This is a genomic window from Kineosporiaceae bacterium (genome assembly GCA_016713225.1).
Taxonomy (GTDB): Bacteria; Actinomycetota; Actinomycetes; order Actinomycetales; family Kineosporiaceae; genus JADJPO01.
Genome location: JADJPO010000002.1, coordinates 201,914 through 218,249, shown reverse-complemented (window position 1 = coordinate 218,249; position 16,336 = coordinate 201,914). Strand labels below are relative to the sequence as shown.

The 16,336-nt window shown below is 70.0% G+C and carries 12 protein-coding genes and 2 pseudogenes; 8 read left to right on the top strand and 6 right to left on the bottom strand.

Features of this window, described 5'->3' with window-relative positions:
• Window positions 1-118: 118 nt before the first annotated feature.
• A complete protein-coding gene (locus IPK24_07095) occupies window positions 119-1,300 on the top strand; it encodes a DUF3604 domain-containing protein (GenBank protein ID MBK8075322.1) in 1,182 nt (393 codons plus the stop codon).
• 35 nt (window positions 1,301-1,335) lie between these two features.
• Here the strand turns inward: IPK24_07095 and IPK24_07090 are convergent, their stop codons facing one another.
• On the bottom strand, window positions 1,336-1,773 hold the full coding sequence (locus tag IPK24_07090; protein MBK8075321.1) for an OsmC family peroxiredoxin: 438 nt from the start codon (window positions 1,771-1,773) through the stop codon (window positions 1,336-1,338).
• A gap of 120 nt (window positions 1,774-1,893) precedes the next feature.
• On the opposite strand from IPK24_07090, the gene IPK24_07085 reads away from it, so the two are divergent.
• The 3 genes from IPK24_07085 (at window position 1,894) to IPK24_07075 (ending at window position 3,784) form a co-directional block, all read left to right on the top strand.
• Window positions 1,894-3,174 (top strand): geranylgeranyl reductase family protein, encoded by a 1,281-nt coding sequence (locus tag IPK24_07085; GenBank protein ID MBK8075320.1) that lies wholly within the window; start codon window positions 1,894-1,896, stop codon window positions 3,172-3,174.
• Window positions 3,175-3,304: 130 nt separating this feature from the next.
• On the top strand, window positions 3,305-3,505 hold the full coding sequence (locus IPK24_07080) for a hypothetical protein (protein ID MBK8075319.1): 201 nt from the start codon (window positions 3,305-3,307) through the stop codon (window positions 3,503-3,505).
• A gap of 111 nt (window positions 3,506-3,616) precedes the next feature.
• Entirely contained in the window at window positions 3,617-3,784 is a 168-nt protein-coding gene (locus IPK24_07075) for a hypothetical protein (protein MBK8075318.1), read from the top strand.
• Window positions 3,785-3,916: 132 nt separating this feature from the next.
• On the opposite strand, the gene IPK24_07070 is transcribed toward IPK24_07075, so the two are convergent.
• From IPK24_07070 to IPK24_07060, 3 genes and pseudogenes are all read right to left on the bottom strand, one after another.
• Entirely contained in the window at window positions 3,917-5,524 is a 1,608-nt protein-coding gene (locus IPK24_07070) for an amino acid permease (GenBank protein ID MBK8075317.1), read from the bottom strand.
• A gap of 93 nt (window positions 5,525-5,617) precedes the next feature.
• Complete coding sequence (locus IPK24_07065) at window positions 5,618-6,547, bottom strand: phosphotransferase family protein (GenBank protein ID MBK8075316.1); 930 nt, start codon at window positions 6,545-6,547, stop codon at window positions 5,618-5,620.
• Window positions 6,548-6,765: 218 nt separating this feature from the next.
• Window positions 6,766-8,039: pseudogene (locus IPK24_07060) on the bottom strand (MFS transporter).
• Between the two features lie 159 nt (window positions 8,040-8,198).
• Between IPK24_07060 and IPK24_07055 the strand changes: the two are divergent.
• Window positions 8,199-10,844 (top strand): GcvT family protein, encoded by a 2,646-nt coding sequence (locus IPK24_07055; protein ID MBK8075315.1) that lies wholly within the window; start codon window positions 8,199-8,201, stop codon window positions 10,842-10,844.
• Window positions 10,845-11,017: 173 nt separating this feature from the next.
• Here IPK24_07055 and IPK24_07050 read toward each other — a convergent pair whose 3' ends face one another.
• Complete coding sequence (locus IPK24_07050; protein MBK8075314.1) at window positions 11,018-11,545, bottom strand: ferritin; 528 nt, start codon at window positions 11,543-11,545, stop codon at window positions 11,018-11,020.
• A gap of 62 nt (window positions 11,546-11,607) precedes the next feature.
• Window positions 11,608-12,447, bottom strand: a complete 840-nt coding sequence (locus IPK24_07045) for a hypothetical protein (GenBank protein MBK8075313.1) — start codon at window positions 12,445-12,447, stop codon at window positions 11,608-11,610.
• 177 nt (window positions 12,448-12,624) lie between these two features.
• Between IPK24_07045 and IPK24_07040 the strand changes: the two genes are divergently transcribed.
• From IPK24_07040 to IPK24_07030, 3 genes and pseudogenes are all read left to right on the top strand, one after another.
• The gene (locus tag IPK24_07040) at window positions 12,625-14,268 is read left to right on the top strand and encodes an acyl-CoA synthetase (protein MBK8075312.1); all 1,644 of its coding nucleotides are present in this window, start codon (window positions 12,625-12,627) and stop codon (window positions 14,266-14,268) included.
• Between the two features lie 10 nt (window positions 14,269-14,278).
• A complete protein-coding gene (locus IPK24_07035) occupies window positions 14,279-15,115 on the top strand; it encodes an enoyl-CoA hydratase (protein MBK8075311.1) in 837 nt (278 codons plus the stop codon).
• Window positions 15,116-15,283: 168 nt separating this feature from the next.
• Window positions 15,284-16,331, top strand: a pseudogene (locus IPK24_07030) (energy-coupling factor ABC transporter permease).
• The last annotated feature ends 5 nt before the right edge of the window (window positions 16,332-16,336 follow it).

The following is a 16,336-nucleotide window of genomic DNA, read 5'->3' as shown; positions in this document are numbered from 1 at the left end:
CCTGGCACCCTCCGATGTCGCGCCAACCGATGTCGTTCCGGCACCGACCCCCGCCTACCCTCCGACCCCCCGGCACTGTAGCCAGCCGCCCGCTGGTAGCGTCGAGAACATCGTGGATGTGAGTTTCTCCGAGCCGTGGCGCCGATCGCGGCTGGACCCGTCGAGTCGACGCCTGGCCGTGGCCGACCTGCACAACCACTCGCTGCTGTCCGACGGGGACGGCGACCCCGAGACCGCCTTCGCCCAGATCCGCGCCGCCGGGCTGGACGTCGCGGCGCTCACCGACCACTCCTCGATTCCCCGGCACGTGCTGGCCGCGCTGCGCCGGGACGACTACCCGGACGACGACGCCTTCGCCCTGGCCCAGTTCGCACCGCGCAGCATCGACGGGGATGCCTGGAAGCGCCTGGCCGAGATCGCCGACGACCACGACGTCCCGGGGGAGTTCACCGCTCTGCGGGGCTTCGAATGGACCGAGCCCTGGTTGGGCCACGTCAATGTCTGGTTCAGCCACACCTTCGTCCCGGTGACCACGCCGGGGTCGCTCGCCGGCCTGTTCAGCTTCCTGGACGACGCCGAGCCCGAGGCGTTGTTCGGGTACAACCACCCCGGCCGCGAGCCCGGCTCACTCGACGACTTCGCGCTGCCCCCCGACCATCTGCATCACCTGCGCCCGCGCATGGTCACGCTGGAGGTGTTCAACCGGCGCGAGGACTTCCTGTTCCAGCCCCGACTCGGCGGGCCGTTCTCGCCACTGGTCGACTGCCTGGACGCCGGGTGGCGGCCGGCCCTGATCGGCAGTAGCGATGAACACGGCAGCCAGTACGCCCTCGAGGGCAAGGGCCGCACCGGCCTCTGGGTCACCGAGCTCAGCCGGTCCGGGGTGCGCGAGGCCCTCGACGCGCGGCGAGCGTTCGCCACCCGCGAGGTGGGCCTACGCCTGGACGCCCGACTCGGTGGGGTACCTGCGGGCGGCTCGCTGGTCCTCCCGCAGGCGAACGGCCAGACCCACGAGGTCGAGCTGGAGGTGGACCTGGCCTGCGCCGGTCTGGACGGGCGGGAGGTCGAACTGCAGCTGATCACCGGCCGCGGCGGGGACGTCGTCCTGCTGCACGCCGCCGGCGCCACCTGCGGTGAGGTGACCCGCTACCGCGCGCTGCTGCCCGCCGCCCTGGGCTGGGTCGTGTTGCGCGTGGCCGACCCGGCCGTGCCCTTCAGCAGCCGACGCGGCGCCTTCGAGCCCACCGGGCACCCGTGCTCGAACCGGGCGCTCGCCTACTCCAGCCCCTGGTTCGGCTGACCCTCGCACCCCACCCCGTGGGCCACCCCCACCACTCAGGTGGGATCGATCTCGAGCGTGATCTGCGTCCCGGTCAGGGCCTTGCTCACCGGGCAGGTCGCCTTGGCCTGTTCGGCGATCTCGATGAACTCCTCGGGCGTGACGCCGTCCGCCCGGCCCTGCACGGCGAGCGTGATCGACGGGATGCGGAACCCCCCGTTCGGGTCGGCACCCAGCGCCACCTCGGCTCGCACGGAGAGCTGAATGCCGGACCCGCCGGCCTGGCCCAGCAACGCCGAGAACTGCATCGCGAAGCACGCACTGTGGGCCGCCGCGATCAGTTCCTCTGGGCTGGTCACTCCCTGGGCGTCGTCCGCCGCTCGGCGAGGGAAGGAGACCTCGAACTCGGCCGTGTGCGAGCTGACCAGCTCGACCTGGCCGGTGCCGTCCTGCAGACCGCCGGACCAGGTGGTGGTGGCGCGACGAGTGGGCATGGGTCCTCCTGGGGACGGATCGGATGAGCGCTGGGTGATGCTGAGTGATCAGGACGAAGCTCTCATGCAACCGCACCCCTGACCACCCGGCCACCGCAGCCCGCCTGAGACACTGGGGGCGTGACTGCCGAGCTGCCCGAGCTGCCCGAACGCACCGACGTCCTGGTGATCGGTGCGGGCCCGGCGGGCTCGGCTGCGGCGGCCTGGTGCGCGCGAGCCGGGCTGGACGTCGTCCTGGCGGATGCGGTGACCTTTCCCCGCGACAAGCCCTGCGGTGACGGTCTCACCCCACGGGCGATCGCCGAACTGCGCCGGCTCGGGCTGAGCGACTGGTTGCGCGAGCACCACACCGTGAACTGGGGTCTGCGTGCGGCCGGGTTCGGTCAGGAGCTCTACCTGCCCTGGCCGGGCGGATCACTGCCGGCCCACGGCTCGGCGGTGCCGCGGCTCGAACTCGATACCCGCATCCGTGAGGTGGCGCTGGCCTCGGGTGCCAGGCCCCTGGACGGCGCCCGGGCGGTGGACGTGGTGCGGGACGGCGAGCGCGTGGCCGCGGTGGTGCTGAAGACCGCGGCGGGGACCCGGCTGGTGCACTGCGACCGGTTGGTGGTGGCCGACGGCGCCCGATCCCAACTCGGCCGCGCCCTGGGCCGGACCTGGCATCAGGACACGGCGTACGGTGTCGCCGCTCGCGCCTACGTCAAGTCCGCCCGCAGCGCCGATCCGTGGATCTCCTCCCACCTCGAACTGCGGGGGCGCGAGGGCGAGGTGTTGTCGGGCTATGGCTGGGTGTTCCCGCTCGGGGACGGCGAGGTGAACCTCGGCGTGGGCACCTTGGCGACGGATCGGCGTCCGGCCGACATCAACCTGCGCAGGCTGCTGACCCACTACGCCGAGCTGCGGCGCGACGAATGGGGCCTGGACGGTGACGTGCGCGCGGTGTGGTCGGCCCTGCTGCCGATGGGCGGGGCGGTCTCGGGGGTCGCGGGGCGCAACTGGGTCTTGGTCGGGGACGCCGCGGGTTGTGTGAACCCGCTGAACGGCGAGGGCATCGACTACGGCCTCGAGACCGGGCGCCTGGCTGCCGACCTGCTCGCGGCGGGCCTGGGAAATGGCGCCGTCGAACCGCTGGACGCCGCCTGGCCGACGCTGCTGACCGAGCGCTATGGCGAGGCCTTCTCGATCGCGCGACGACTGGCCGGCCTACTGACCGTGCCCGGGTTCATCCCCGCCGCCGGACCGGTGGGCATGCGCTCGCGCTCGTTGATGAAGCTGGCACTGCGAGTGATGGGCAACCTGGTCACCCCCGAGGACGACGACCTGTTGGCGCGTGTGTGGCGCGCCGCCGGCCGAGCCTCGATCCGCCTGGACGCCCGTCCCCCCTTCCAGGCGACCCCCTGACCCAACCCAAACCTGCTCATGCTCCGCAGCGGCCCGCTCATGCTCCGCAGGTCACGGCCGAACACGTACAATTCGGGCGCGGCCCGCGACAGCTGCGGAGCATGAGCCAGTTGCGGAAGGTGGAGTCGCCGTGAAGATCGCCCTGGGTGCTCTGGGAGGCATGCTCCTTGCGGTTGGCCTGACCCTGGTGCCGCCCTGGATCCAGGGCACCGGGTTCTACGAGTGGCAGGACTCGCTGGTCTGGATGGGTGTCCCGCTGGTTCTCACCGGGGCAGTCGTCGGAGCTCTCCTGACGGCTCGATCCGGCGCTCGGTTCGGCCGGAAGCCATGATCAGCCGGCGCCTTCGTGATCGATGCGGGCAACGGCCCCGGGTTTGACCCTCGGCCCCGAAACCCAGCCCCGCTGATTGCCAGCGCTCGCCCCAGGGCCGACCATGGGCGCGTGAAGTTCCTTTTCGTCTCGGTGGCCCTGCTGTACGTGGCCATCCTGACCGTCGGCGCCCTCAGCGGCCGGATCCGGCTGCGACAGCGGTGCTGCGCGCCGTCCGACCCGGCGAAGGATCTGCGCATGCGCGCCGCCTTCGAGGACGACGCCCCCCGACGGCCTTGACCACCTTCGCCCCGCCCCAAACCCGCTCATGCTCCGCGGGGAGCGGCTCCATGCTCCGCTGGTGACCCGAATGTGGGTTCCCAGCGGAGCATGGAGCGTCCCCTGCGGAGCATGAGCAGGTTTGGTGTGGGGTTACTTGTCGTCGTGCTCGCCGGTGAGGTAGCCGTGGTGCTCGTGCTCCAGGGCGATCTCGTCGGCTGACGAGACGCCGGCAGGCAGATCGATCGTGTGCTTCGGCCCCGTGTACCAGTTCTTGGCCGACACGTGCCAGCTGATCCAGAGGGCGAGCAGCGCGCCACCGGTGAGAATCGGGGCGTAGTTGACGAACTTCCAGGAGAAGTCCGGGTTGCCGGGCACAGCAGCCGGGGTGAACGGCAGCACGAAGTACACCGAGATGATCACGATCTCGGCCACCGCGACCAGGTTCATCCACTTGTACTTCTTGCCGTTGTTCCAGGGACCGGGCTGCCAGGCGTCACCGGCCTTCCAGCGCAACCAGATCGGGATCAGGAAGGCCAGGTACAGGCCGATCACCGCCACGGATACCACGGCATAGAAGGCCACCGGCACCGGGGCACCGTTGATGTCGACCTCGACCAGGGCCGGCAGCGTGATCACGATCGCGATCAGGGCCGAGACGATCACAGCGTTCGCCGGCACCTTGTTGGCGTTGACCTTCGACCACAGCGCCGAGCCCGGCACCGCACCGTCCCGGCTGAACGCGAACAGCATGCGCGAGCAACTGGTGATGCACGAGGTGGTGCAGAAGAACTGTCCCGCGGTGGCGATCAGCAGCACGGTGCCCGCCCATCCGCTGGACAATGCCTGCGTGAAGATCGAGCCGACGAAGCCACCCGCCTCGGTCACCCCGTCGGGGTCCTGGACGGCGAACAGGAACGCCAGCAACACGATCCAGCCACCGATGGCCGAATAGAAGATCGACTGCCAAATGCCCCGGGCCGCCTGGTTGGAGGCACCCTGGGTCTCCTCCGACAGGTGCGCCGAGGCGTCGAACCCGGTGATCGTGTACTGCGTGAGCAACAGACCCAGCGGCAACACCAGGAACCAGTACTTGCCGTCCGCATAGCCGGAGTTGTTGATGCGCTCGGTGAACACGAAGCTGACGCTCTGGTGCTTCTCGGGCAGGAACACCAGGATCGCCACCACCGCGGCGGCACCGAACACGTGCCACCACACGGAGATGTTGTTCACCACGGCCATCAAGTGGCCGCTGAAGACGTTCAGCAGGCCGGAGGCCAGCAGGATCACCAAGAAGATCACGAACACTCGGGTGAGCGAGTATCCGTCGGCCCAGCCGGTGCTGTAGGTGCTCAGCGTGGCGTCCAGGAAGGTGGCGCAGCCGTAGGCCACCGAGGCGACCACGGCCAACAGCCCGATCAGGTTCAGCCAGCCGGTGTAGTAGCCGGCCTTGGCGCCGCCCAACTTCGAGGCCCACCAGTAGATGCCGCCGGAGGTCGGGTAGGCCGAGACCAGCTCGGACATCGTGAACCCGATCAGCAGGATGAAGGCCGAGACGATCGGCCAGCCCCACGAGATGGCGACCGGCCCGCCGTTGTTCCACGCCTGGCCGAAGGTCGTGAAGCAGCCGGCGAGGATCGAGATGATGGAGAACGAGATCGCGAAGTTCGAAAACCCCGACCAGGAGCGTGACAGCTCCTGTTTGTACCCGAGTTCGGCGAGCCGACGTTCGTCGTCGCTCAGGTTCTGCACTTCTGCCACGGCACATTCCCTTTCTGGATCCCGAGGTGCTGCCGACGATGAGTAGCGGATGACATGTGATGACGATGACGTGACGTGCGTTGGCGCACCGGGTCAGTCGGAGCGCTGGGCCTCGTCGATCCAGCGCTCCAGGTCAGGGCCATCGAACTCGGCCACGGCCCGGTCGTACTTCTCCATCCCCCAGGACCAGAAATCGAAGTCCAGCCCGCTGATGCCGTCCTGAATGGCGGCCCACAGAGTCCAGCCGTACTTCGACATCAGGCCCAAGAGGCGCGCTCTGGCCACCTTGTGGCGCAGCGGTTCTCCGTAGTACAGCTCGATCAGGTGATCCAGCTGCTCGGGAGCGAGGTTCGACTCGCTCCACAGGTTCCCCAGTTCGAAACAGGGGTCGTTGTTCCCGGCGTACTCGTAGTCGATCAGCCAGATCTGCTCGCCGTCGTCGATCAGGTTGGCAGCCAACAGATCGTTGTGGCAGGGCACGGTGCCCTCGTCGCGCACCGACAGCGCCCCTCGGATGCGTTCGACCGTAGGCATGAATTCCAGATACCGCGCCGGCAGCCGGAACCCGTTGCGCTGCACTACGTCCAGGTAGCCGCGCTGGATCGCGAACATGTCGAAGTCGGCAGGAGAACGTTCCGCCGAATGCAGCCGGCGCAGCGCCGTGACCACTGCAGGCAGGTTGGCGTCCACCCGCAGATCCTCCGGCCCGTAGGTGCGCCCCTCGACCCATTCGATGACCAGGACGCCGACCTTGGGCGCGTAGTCCACCACCATGGGTGCCACACCGGTGCGGGCTGCGGCCACCGAACAGACGTGTTCGACGTCCCGGTCGATCGCCAACAGGGATCCGCTGGCGGTCGAGAGCCGGGCGACGAAGGTCTGCGTCCCCGCCTCGACCGGAACGGCCGGCAGGCTCACCTTGTAGTTGTGGTTGGTCAGCCCCCCGGTCAGCTCCCGAGCGCTCCAGGGACGGCCCGCGAACGCCGGCACGGCATTCAGGCGCGCCACCACGTCCAGCGGCAGGCCCGATGGCCCGGCCGGTGGCAGTGGGCCGTCCTGAGTCGGCGACGTCACGGGCACTCCTTCACCCGCCCCACCTGCGAGACGGTGGCCGGACTCTAGATCCCGTGCCACCCGACGGTCCACCCAATGCACTGGGTGATGGGTCAACTGTCACCCAGCCGAAACAACAAGCCACTCTAGGTAGATCGCCGATCGCTGAGGGTCATGAATTCGAGCCGTCACGGCACGGGGTGCCGGGCGTCGTACCGATCGAACCCGGGCTGGACGACGCGCAGCGCGGCGATGACCAGGACGCAGACGATGCCGCCCAGCACCGCCGACCACCCTTCGCCCACGCCTGCAGCGACGGCGCCGCCGAGCAGCCCTCCCAGGCGCGGACCGCCCGCCACGACGACGATGAACACGCCCTGCAATCGGCCGCGCAGATGATCGGGAGCTGCGGTCTGCAGGATCGTGGTGCGGAACACCGCGGAGACCGAGTCGCAGCCCCCGGCGAAAGCCAACCCGGCGAGGGCCACCAGCAGACCGGCCGGACGCCCGAGCCACCCCGCGGAGGTGGCCACCAGCGCCGCACCCAATCCGGCCACGCCCACCCCCAGCCCGCGATACACACCAGGATCGCCCGGCCCTGGCGGCGCACCGTGCCGAGCCGACCGGAGGTCAGCATCGAGATCATCCCGCCGATGGCGACGGCCGCGTACAGATAGCCGACGGTGCGTGCACCGCCGCCCAGGATCACCGCACCCGCGGCCGGCAACAGCACCGTCGGCTGTGCCAGCACCATGGCGGCGATGTCGGCGATGAAGGTCATCCGCACATTGGGCATGGTGGCGAGGGCGGCCAGGCCGTCGACCACCGAGCGCAGCCCACCACGAGGCCGCGCCTCGGGGTCGGGCGGAATCGGTGGCAGCGATCCGAAGCCCCACAGCGCCGCCGTCGTGATCACCGCATCGACCGCATAGGCAGCCCGAAACCCCGCGGCATCGATCAACAGGCCGCCGATGACCGGCCCGACCGCCATGGCCGTGGTCATCGAGATCACCGACAGCGCATTGGCGGCCGGCAGCAGCCGCGGCGGCAGGATGCGCGGGTAGATGCTGCTGCGTGCCGGTGACGTGACGGCGAACGACCCGCTCCAGAAGGCGGCGACCAGGTAGAGCGGCCAAGTGGCCGTGTTGCCGGCCAGGGCCAGGACGACGCAGACCACGCTGGTCGCCCAGCTGACCGCCTGCGAGAGCAGGCCCACCCGGCGCCGGTCGTACCGATCGGCCAGCGCCCCGCCGTACAGGCCCATCACCACCAGCGGCACGAACGCGAAGATCCCGACCAGCCCCACCGCGGCCGTCGAGCGGGTCAGGTCGTAGACCTGGATGCCGATGGCGGCCACGGCCATCTGGGAGCCGATGGCCGACAGCGCATTGCCGACGTACAGCCGGCGATAGGCCGGGAACTCGCGCAGCGGGGTGAGATCGGGCAGCACAGGCTGAGGCACTTCCGAGGATGGGGTGGTCCCCCAGTCTCGCAGGCCCCGGGCCACCCCTTCGGGGGGGTCGGTGAGGCACCCGAGGCGCAGCTACCGGTCGGTCGCCCCCGAACGACTCGCCTCGAGGGTTAGATTGCGGCCGTGAACCCACCCACCGATGCCCACCCCCTGCCGGAATCCGCCCGGATCGTGGTGATCGGCGGTGGCGTCGGCGGCGCCAGCGTCGCCTACCATCTGGCGCTGCGCGGCGAGCGGGACGTCGTCCTGCTCGAACGCGGCGAACTCACCAGCGGCTCGACGTTCCACTCGGCGGGACTGGTCGGTCAGCTGCGCGCCGATCCGACGCTGACCCGCATGAACATGTACTCGGTGGAGCTGTACCGCCGGTTGCAGGCCAGCACGCACCCGGTCTCGTGGACCGAGGCCGGCGGCATCAAACTGGCCTCGACGCCCGAGCGCCTGGAGGAGATCCGGCGCCAGATCAGCTGGGCGCGCACCTATGACCTTCCCCTGGTGGAGATCTCGCCCGCCGAGGTGGCCGAGATGTTCCCCCTGGTCGACCTGGGCGGGCACGACGACGTCCCGGCCGTGCTCGGCGCGGCGTACCTGAGCAGCGACGGCTACCTGGACCCCTCGTCGTTGTGCACCTCGATGGCCGCCCAGGCCCGCGGCATGGGGGTGCGTATCCGTACCCGCACCCGGGTTCTCGGCATCGACACCGCACCCGATCCCGGCTGGTCGCGGGGCGGGCTGCGCGGCGAGGTCAGGCGGGTGCGCACGAATCACGGCGACATCGAGTGCGAGATGGTCGTCGACTGCGGCGGAATGTTCGCCGCCGAGATCGCCCGCATGGTCGGGGTGCGGGTTCCGTTGGTTCCGATGGCGCACCAGTACCTGGTGACCGACGCCATGGACGCCGTGCGCAACGCCCGGCGCGACCACGGCAAACCCCTTCCCACACTGCGTGATCCAGATCTGCTGGTGTACTGGCGCCAGGAGGTCGACGGCCTGCTGATGGGCGGGTACGAGCGCCACCCTGCACCGTGGACGGCGAGCGCGACGTCACTGGACGCGGTCCCGGCCGACTTCAACGGCAAGCTGCTGCCCGCCGACTGGCCGCGGTTCGAGGAGATCACCCTCAACTCGGCGATCCGGGTGCCCGGTATGGCCGACGCCCCGATCCGCACCCTGGTCAACGGACCCGAGGCGTTCACCCCCGACAACGAGTTCTGCCTCGGCCCGACCGAGGTACCGGGCTTCTTCGTGGCGGCCGGCTTCAACGCCCACGGCATAGCCGGCGCCGGCGGTATCGGCATGGTGATGGCCGACTGGATCCTGGACGGTGACCCAGGCATGGACCTGTGGCACATGGACGTGCGTCGGTTCGGCCCCGCCTATCGCTCGCCGTCCTACACCCTGGCTCGCACCGTCGAGAACTACGCCACGTACTACGACATCCGCTACCCCGGCGAGGAACGCGCCGCGGGCCGGCCCCTGCGCACCTCACCGGTCTACGGCTGGCACGCCGAGCACGGCGCGGCCTTCGGCGAGAAGTCCGGCTGGGAGCGGGTCAATTACTACGGTGACAACGAGTTCGGGGCCACGCCATCGAGTTCTGCACCGGACGCCGAGCGGCTGCGCCCAGCGGGCTGGGCCGGCCGCACCTGGTCGCCGGCCACCGCCGCCGAGCACCGGGCGACCCGAGAGCGGGTGGGGCTGTTCGACGAGACCTCTTTCGCCAAGCTCGAGATCGCCGGCCCCGACGCCGCCCGGCTGCTGGAACGCTGCTGCGACAACGTGGTGGCCCGCGAGGTGGGCGCTGTCACCTACACCCAGATGCTCAACCACCGTGGCGGCATCGAGGCCGACGTCACGGTCACCCGGCTCGCGCCGGACCGGTTCCTGCTGGTGACCGGCACCGCCTTCGGCGGCCACGACCTGGCCTGGCTGCGCCAGCAGGCGCGTGCCCTCGGCGCTCAGACCGAGGGCGCCGGCACGTTGCAGGTGGCCCTGCACGACGTGACCGGGCAGTACGTGACCTTCGCACTGTGGGGGCCGCGAGCCCGCGACGTCCTCGCCCGATGCGTCATCGGTGGGCGAGAGGCCTTGAGCGACACGGTGTTCCCGTTCATGACCAGCCAGGAGCTCACCGTCGGTGAGGTACCGGTCCGCGCGCTGCGGGTCACCTTCGTGGGTGAGCTGGGCTGGGAGCTCTACGCGCCCTCCGAGTACGGCGCGAGGCTGTGGCACACGCTGTGGCAGGCCGGGCAGGACGACGGCATCCTCGCCTGCGGCTACCGCGCCATCGAGTCACTGCGGCTCGAGAAGGCCTACCGGGTCTGGAGCAGCGACATCACACCCGAGACCACGCCCTACGAGGCCGGTTTGGGCTTCTGCGTCAAGCTCGACCACCCGGCCAAGCCGGACGGTTTCATCGGGGACGACGCGCTGCGCGCCGCCAAGGCCGACGGCCAGGGACGACGGACCGGACGACGGCTGGCCTGCCTCACCCTCGACGGCACCGACCCGCAGGGCCGGCCGTGGGTCGCCCTGGGCAGCGAACCGGTGCGCCTGCGCAACGAGACCCCTTCAGCGAGTGAGGCTTCCGCGGCTGAGGCTTCTGCCCCGGTGCTGGGGCGCATCACCTCGGCCGGCTACGGCTACACGGTCAACGAATCCATCGCGTACGCCTACCTGCCGGTCGAGCACGCGGCGACCGGCACGACGGTCGAGGTCGATCTGTTCGGCCAGTGGATCCCCGCGACCGTCACCGACGCCCCACTGTTCGATCCGAAGGGCGACCGGTTGCGCTGACCTCCTGGAGTGAACGGCTGCACACGCTTGATGATCACGTTGAGGAGATTCGCGCACCGGTGAAGATCACGTTGCGGGATGCGTCTGCGTAAACCTGACGCCAACCCTCAACGTGATCTTCAACATGACCGCCTGGACGGCCGACTCTGACGGCGGCCAGCGCGGGCACGCCCTCAGATCGCGCCGCCGGCCACCGGCGGCGCACTGGGGTCGGCCGCCGCGGCGCCGGCGGACTCGCGCGCCAGGAAGTCCTCGATCGCGAACCAGTCCTGCCCGGCCCGGCGGGCGATCGCCAGCAGGGTCTTCATCGAGGCGACCTCCTCGACCTGCTCCTTGACGAACCACAGCATGAACTGCTCGCCGAGCACGTCGTCGTCCGCCCGGGCTGCGCGGAAGAGCTGTTCGATCTGGGTGGTGACCTGTTCTTCCTGGGTCAACGCCAACTCGAGTAGGTCGACCGGCTGCTCGAAGTCGTTGCGCACCGCGCCCACCCCGGGGATCTCGACGGTCATGTCCCGATCCATCAGGTACTGCACCATCATCAGGGCGTGGTGACGCTCCTCGACGGATTGGCGGTAGAAGTGCGCCGCCAACTGGGGCAGGTCGTGAGCGCCGAACCAGACGCCCAGCGCGACGTACTGCTGGCTCGCGGTGAACTCGTGACGGATCTGTTCGCGCAGCAGCGGGATGAACCGGGTCATGCCCGCAGCCTAAGGGGACGTGCCTCGACCCAGCCCTCACCCGAGCCGCTCGGCCCAGCCCCTCACCCGAGCCGCAGCACCACGTTGTCGATCACGCCGTTGAACTGGTCGCTCGACGGGGTGGCCAGGCTCAGCGAGGCACTCAACTTGCCACCCACGGTGAACGGCACGGTGGCCGAGTAGTTCAGCGAGCCGATCGCGCTCGCCGTCCGGGACGTCGAGGTCGCCGCACCCACCGTGCCGTCGGCGGCGATCGGCGCGACCGTGAGGGTCACGGTGTTCGAGCCGGCCGGACGCAGGCACTTCAGCCGGTAGCGCTTGCCGGCGGTGACCTTGACCGACGAGGAGAACTCGACCGCACCGCCGGAGCCCTTGACTCGGCAGCGCGGCTTACCGGAGTCGATCTCGAGCTTGAACTGCGCCTTGTCGTTGTACAGGCCGCGCTGGACGACGTTGTTGCCGTCGTCCTTGCTGCCCGACACCGCGGTGGTGCCGCTGTCGAGCACGATGTCGGCGCCGAATTCGAGCCGCGCCGTCCCCGGGTTGAGCGTGTCGGGCTGCCCGGAGGCCGGACGAATGGCCATGATCGCGCGCGCACCGGAGGTGGAGAACGCCGGGAAGTCCGCCGCCGTGCCCGAACCCGCGTACGAGGCGACCGTGATCGCCCGGCCCGCGCGCGCGGTGTCCTTGACGACCGTCGCGGTCGTGGTGGCCGCGGAGGCCCCCTCGTTGACCACCGAGGTGATCTCGGTGCCCACGGCACCGCCGTCGAAACGCAGCAGGACGACGTCCACGGTCGCCGCAGCGGCGCTGGGCATACCGAGCGCGAGCCCGGCCACGCCGGCGCCGAGTGCCAGGGCGAGGGGGACGGACCTGGTCGGCCCGCGTCGCGAACGCGCCATCGTGTCTCCCCTTCGCCGGCCGATGTCCCGCGTCACGGTAGACAGCCCGAGACACACGGCACATCCCTCGTCCGGTATGTCCGCGAGGAATTGCGCCAACCGAGTGAGACATCCAACGTCCCGCGGGAGCCGACCTCTTCTGGATTCGCCAGGTACGGCAGCCTAGATTCACCAGGTATGGCAGCCCATGATTTCGAGGTCGGTCTCGACCGGAACACCGCCAACCACGCACCGCTGACCCCGTTGCTGTTCCTGGACTGGAGCGCCGACGTGTATCCCGATCGGGTGGCCATCGCCCATGGGGCGCGGCGGTACACCTGGGCGCAGACCCGCGACCGCTGTCGCCGGCTGGCCGCGGCGTTGATCGACAGGGGCATCGGCCGCGGGGACGCCGTCGCCGTGCTGCTGCCGAACATCCCCGAGATGGTCGAGGCACACTTCGGGGTACCCCTGGCCGGGGCGGTGCTGACCACGATCAACACCCGGTTGGACGCCGCGACGATCCGCTACATCCTCGGTCACAGCGAGGCCAGGCTGGTGCTGGTGGATCGCTCGCTGAGCGGGGTGACCGCGCAGGCCCTGGCCGGGCTGGAGCACCCCCCGATCGTGGTGGACGTCGACGACAGCGAGTACTCGGGCGAGGGCGACCGGATCGGTGCCGTCGAGTACGAGGCGATGCTCGCCGCCGCGACACCGCTGGCCGAGCGCACCGAGCCGATCGACGAGTGGCAGGCCATCGCCCTGAACTACACCTCGGGCACGACCGGATTGCCCAAGGGCGTGGTCTACCACCATCGCGGCGCCTACCTGAACGCCGTCGGCAACATCCTCACCTGGGGCATGGCCCGGCACTCGGTGTACCTGTGGACTCTGCCGATGTTCCACTGCAACGGCTGGTGTTTCCCGTGGACCATGGCCGCGAACTCCGGCACCAACGTCTGCCTGCGCGCCGTGGACGCCGCCGCGGTGCTGGGATTGATCCGCGACGAGAAGGTGACCCACTTCTGCGGCGCGCCGGTGGTGCACAGCATGCTGCTGGATGCGCCGGCCGAGCTGCGCGAGTCGATCGACCACCCGGTGCAGGCGATGATCGCCGCCGCGCCGCCGCCGGCGACCACCATCGAGGGCATGGAACGGATGGGGGTGGAGCTGACCCACGTCTACGGCCTGACGGAGGTGTACGGACCGGCGACCGTGTGCGCGAAGCAGAGCGCGTGGGCCGAGCTCGAGCTGCACGACCAGGCCGTGCGCAACGGCCGCCAGGGAGTGCGGTACCTGCTGCAGGACGCCATGACCGTGCTCGATCCCGAGACCGGCGCCGAGGTGCCCGCCGACGGGGCGACGATGGGCGAGATCGTGTTCCGCGGCAACATCACCATGAAGGGCTACTTCAAGGACCCGGACGCCACGGCCGCCGCCTTCGAGGGCGGCTGGTTCCACACCGGCGATCTGGCGGTCAAGGATCCCGACGGGTACGTGAAGATCCGCGACCGCGCCAAGGACGTGATCATCTCGGGTGGGGAGAACATCTCCTCGGTCGAGGTCGAGGACGCGCTCTACGCGCACCCGGCGGTCGCCTTCGTCGGCGTGGTGGCCCGCCCCGACCCGAAGTGGGGTGAGACGCCCCGGGCCTACGTCGAGCTGAAACCCGGCCACGACGAGGTCACCGAGGCCGACCTCATCGCCCACTGCCGCACCCTGCTGCCGAGCTTCAAGCTGCCTCGCTCGGTGGTCTTCGGCGAGATCCCCAAGACCTCGACCGGAAAGATCCAGAAGCACCTGCTGCGCGAACGGGCACACTCGACGGACTCCTTCGAGTGAGGATGAGTTCATGACGGACGACGCACCCCTGGTTCTGCGCACCACCGACGGCCGTGGCGTCGTCCGGCTCACGATGAATGCGGGCGCGCGCTTCAACCCGCTCAGCCGGGCGATGATCGCGGCCCTGCGCGAGGCATTCGCCGTGGTGGCCGAGGACGACGCCGCGCGGGTCGTCGTCCTGGCCGGGGCTGGGCGAGGCTTCAGCGCCGGGCACGACCTGGCCGAGATGGGCGCGCACGCCGGGCGCGGCAGCGCGGACAGCGCGGACAGCGCGGACAGCGCCGAACAGACGGCCTGGCAGCGCGCCCTGTTCGAGGAGTGCAACGCCCTCATGGAGGCGCTGCCCGCGCTCGGGCAACCGGTCATCGCCCAGGTGCACGGCATCGCGACCGCCGCAGGGTGCCAACTGGCCGCGATGTGCGATCTGGTGGTGGCTGCCGAGGGCGCCCGGTTCGCGCTGCCCGGGGTGAACGTGGGCATCTTCTGTTCCACCCCGGCGGTGGCGGTGGCCCGCAAGGTGGGCCGGGCCCGCGCGATGGAACTGTTGCTCACCGGCGCCCCGATCGACGCCGCCACGGCCCTCGACTGGGGCTTGGTCAATCGGGTGGTGCCGGCCGATGGGCTCGAGACGGCGGTCGACGAGCTCGCGGCGTCCATCGCGGCGCGTCCGGCACCCGTGGTGGCCGGCGGCAAGCGCGCGTTCTACGCCCAGATCGAGCAGCCCCTCAGCCAGGCCTACGCGACAGCGGGCGAGGCCATGGTCTGCGACCTGTCCGGCGTCGACGCCCCCGAGGGCATCGCCGCGTTCCTGGCCAAGCGCGCCCCGGTCTGGCCCTCGTCCCGGTGAGCGCAATGTCACCTTGCGCTCGTCCCCCACGAGCGCAATGTGACAGCACGCTCGCTAGATGAGCGCGACGTGACATCGCGCTCATGAGGGAGGGCGGCCTTATTGCGAAGTATTTGCAACAAGGTACCGTGTGGGTGACGGCCTGACACCGATCGAGGGGGGCCTGCCGTGCACGTACCCGATGGTTTCATCGACGTCCCGACCTCACTCGTGGCCGGCGGTATCGCCGCCGCCGGCATCGCGGTGAGCCTGCGTGGCGCCCGACGCGAGTTGGACGACCGCACCGCTCCCCTGGCCGGCCTGGTGGCCGCCTTCATCTTCGGCGCCCAGATGATCAACTTTCCGGTGGCCGGCGGAACCAGTGGTCACCTGCTCGGCGGGGTGCTGGCCGCGGTCCTGGTCGGGCCGTACACCGGCGCACTGTGCCTGTCTGTCGTCCTTCTGGTGCAAGGGCTGTTCTTCGCGGACGGCGGGCTGACAGCCCTGGGGGTCAACGTCACCGACATGTCGATCGTCGGTGTCGTGGTCGGCTACCTGATCTTCGTGACATTGACACGTCTGCTGCCCTCGACCCGCACCGGATTGCTCACCGCCGCCGGCATCGCCGCCTTCCTCTCGGTGCCCGCCGCCGCCCTGAGCTTCACGGGGTTCTACGCCGTCGGCGCCACCTCCACCGTGCCGGTCGGCACCGTGCTCGCCGCGATGGTGGGGATCCACCTGCTGATCGGGATCGGCGAGGCCGCGATCACCGTCGCCATGATCGGCAGCGTGCTGGCCGTGCGTCCCGACCTGGTACGCGGCGCTCGTCACCTGCGCCAGAGCCTCGACCTGCGCCTCGCCCCACCGTCCGGCCTGGCGTCGTCCACCACCCCGGGAGCCTTCGATGCCTGAGCAGCAGGCTGCGCCGACCCGCCCCAAGAGCGTGTCCACCAAGGCTTTTGCGATCATCGCCCTGACCGTGACACTGCTCGTGGCCGCGGTGGTGAGTCTGTTCGCCAGCGACGCCCCCGACGGTCTCGAGAAGGTGGCGACCGACACCGGGTTCGCCGACTCCGCCGGTGAGCACGCGGCGTCCGGCTCGCCCCTGGCCGACTATCAGGCCAGCTTCCTGGACGGCGCGCTGGGCCGTAGCGTCGCCGGCGTGGTCGGCGTCGTGGTCACCTTGGCGCTGTTCTACGGCCTGACCCGACTGCTGCGCCGCAGCGCTGCCGACTGACCCGG

What these genes read in the sequence shown, in the direction of transcription:
- IPK24_07090 (MBK8075321.1), bottom strand. Translation starts at nt 1,773, where the DNA reads ATGCCCACTCGTCGCGCCACCACCACCTGGTCCGGCGGTCTGCAGGAC.
- IPK24_07050 (MBK8075314.1), bottom strand. Translation starts at nt 11,545, where the DNA reads ATGACCCGGTTCATCCCGCTGCTGCGCGAACAGATCCGTCACGAGTTC.
- IPK24_07045 (MBK8075313.1), bottom strand. Translation starts at nt 12,447, where the DNA reads ATGGCGCGTTCGCGACGCGGGCCGACCAGGTCCGTCCCCCTCGCCCTG.
- IPK24_07040 (MBK8075312.1), top strand. Translation starts at nt 12,625, where the DNA reads ATGGCAGCCCATGATTTCGAGGTCGGTCTCGACCGGAACACCGCCAAC.
- IPK24_07035 (MBK8075311.1), top strand. Translation starts at nt 14,279, where the DNA reads ATGACGGACGACGCACCCCTGGTTCTGCGCACCACCGACGGCCGTGGC.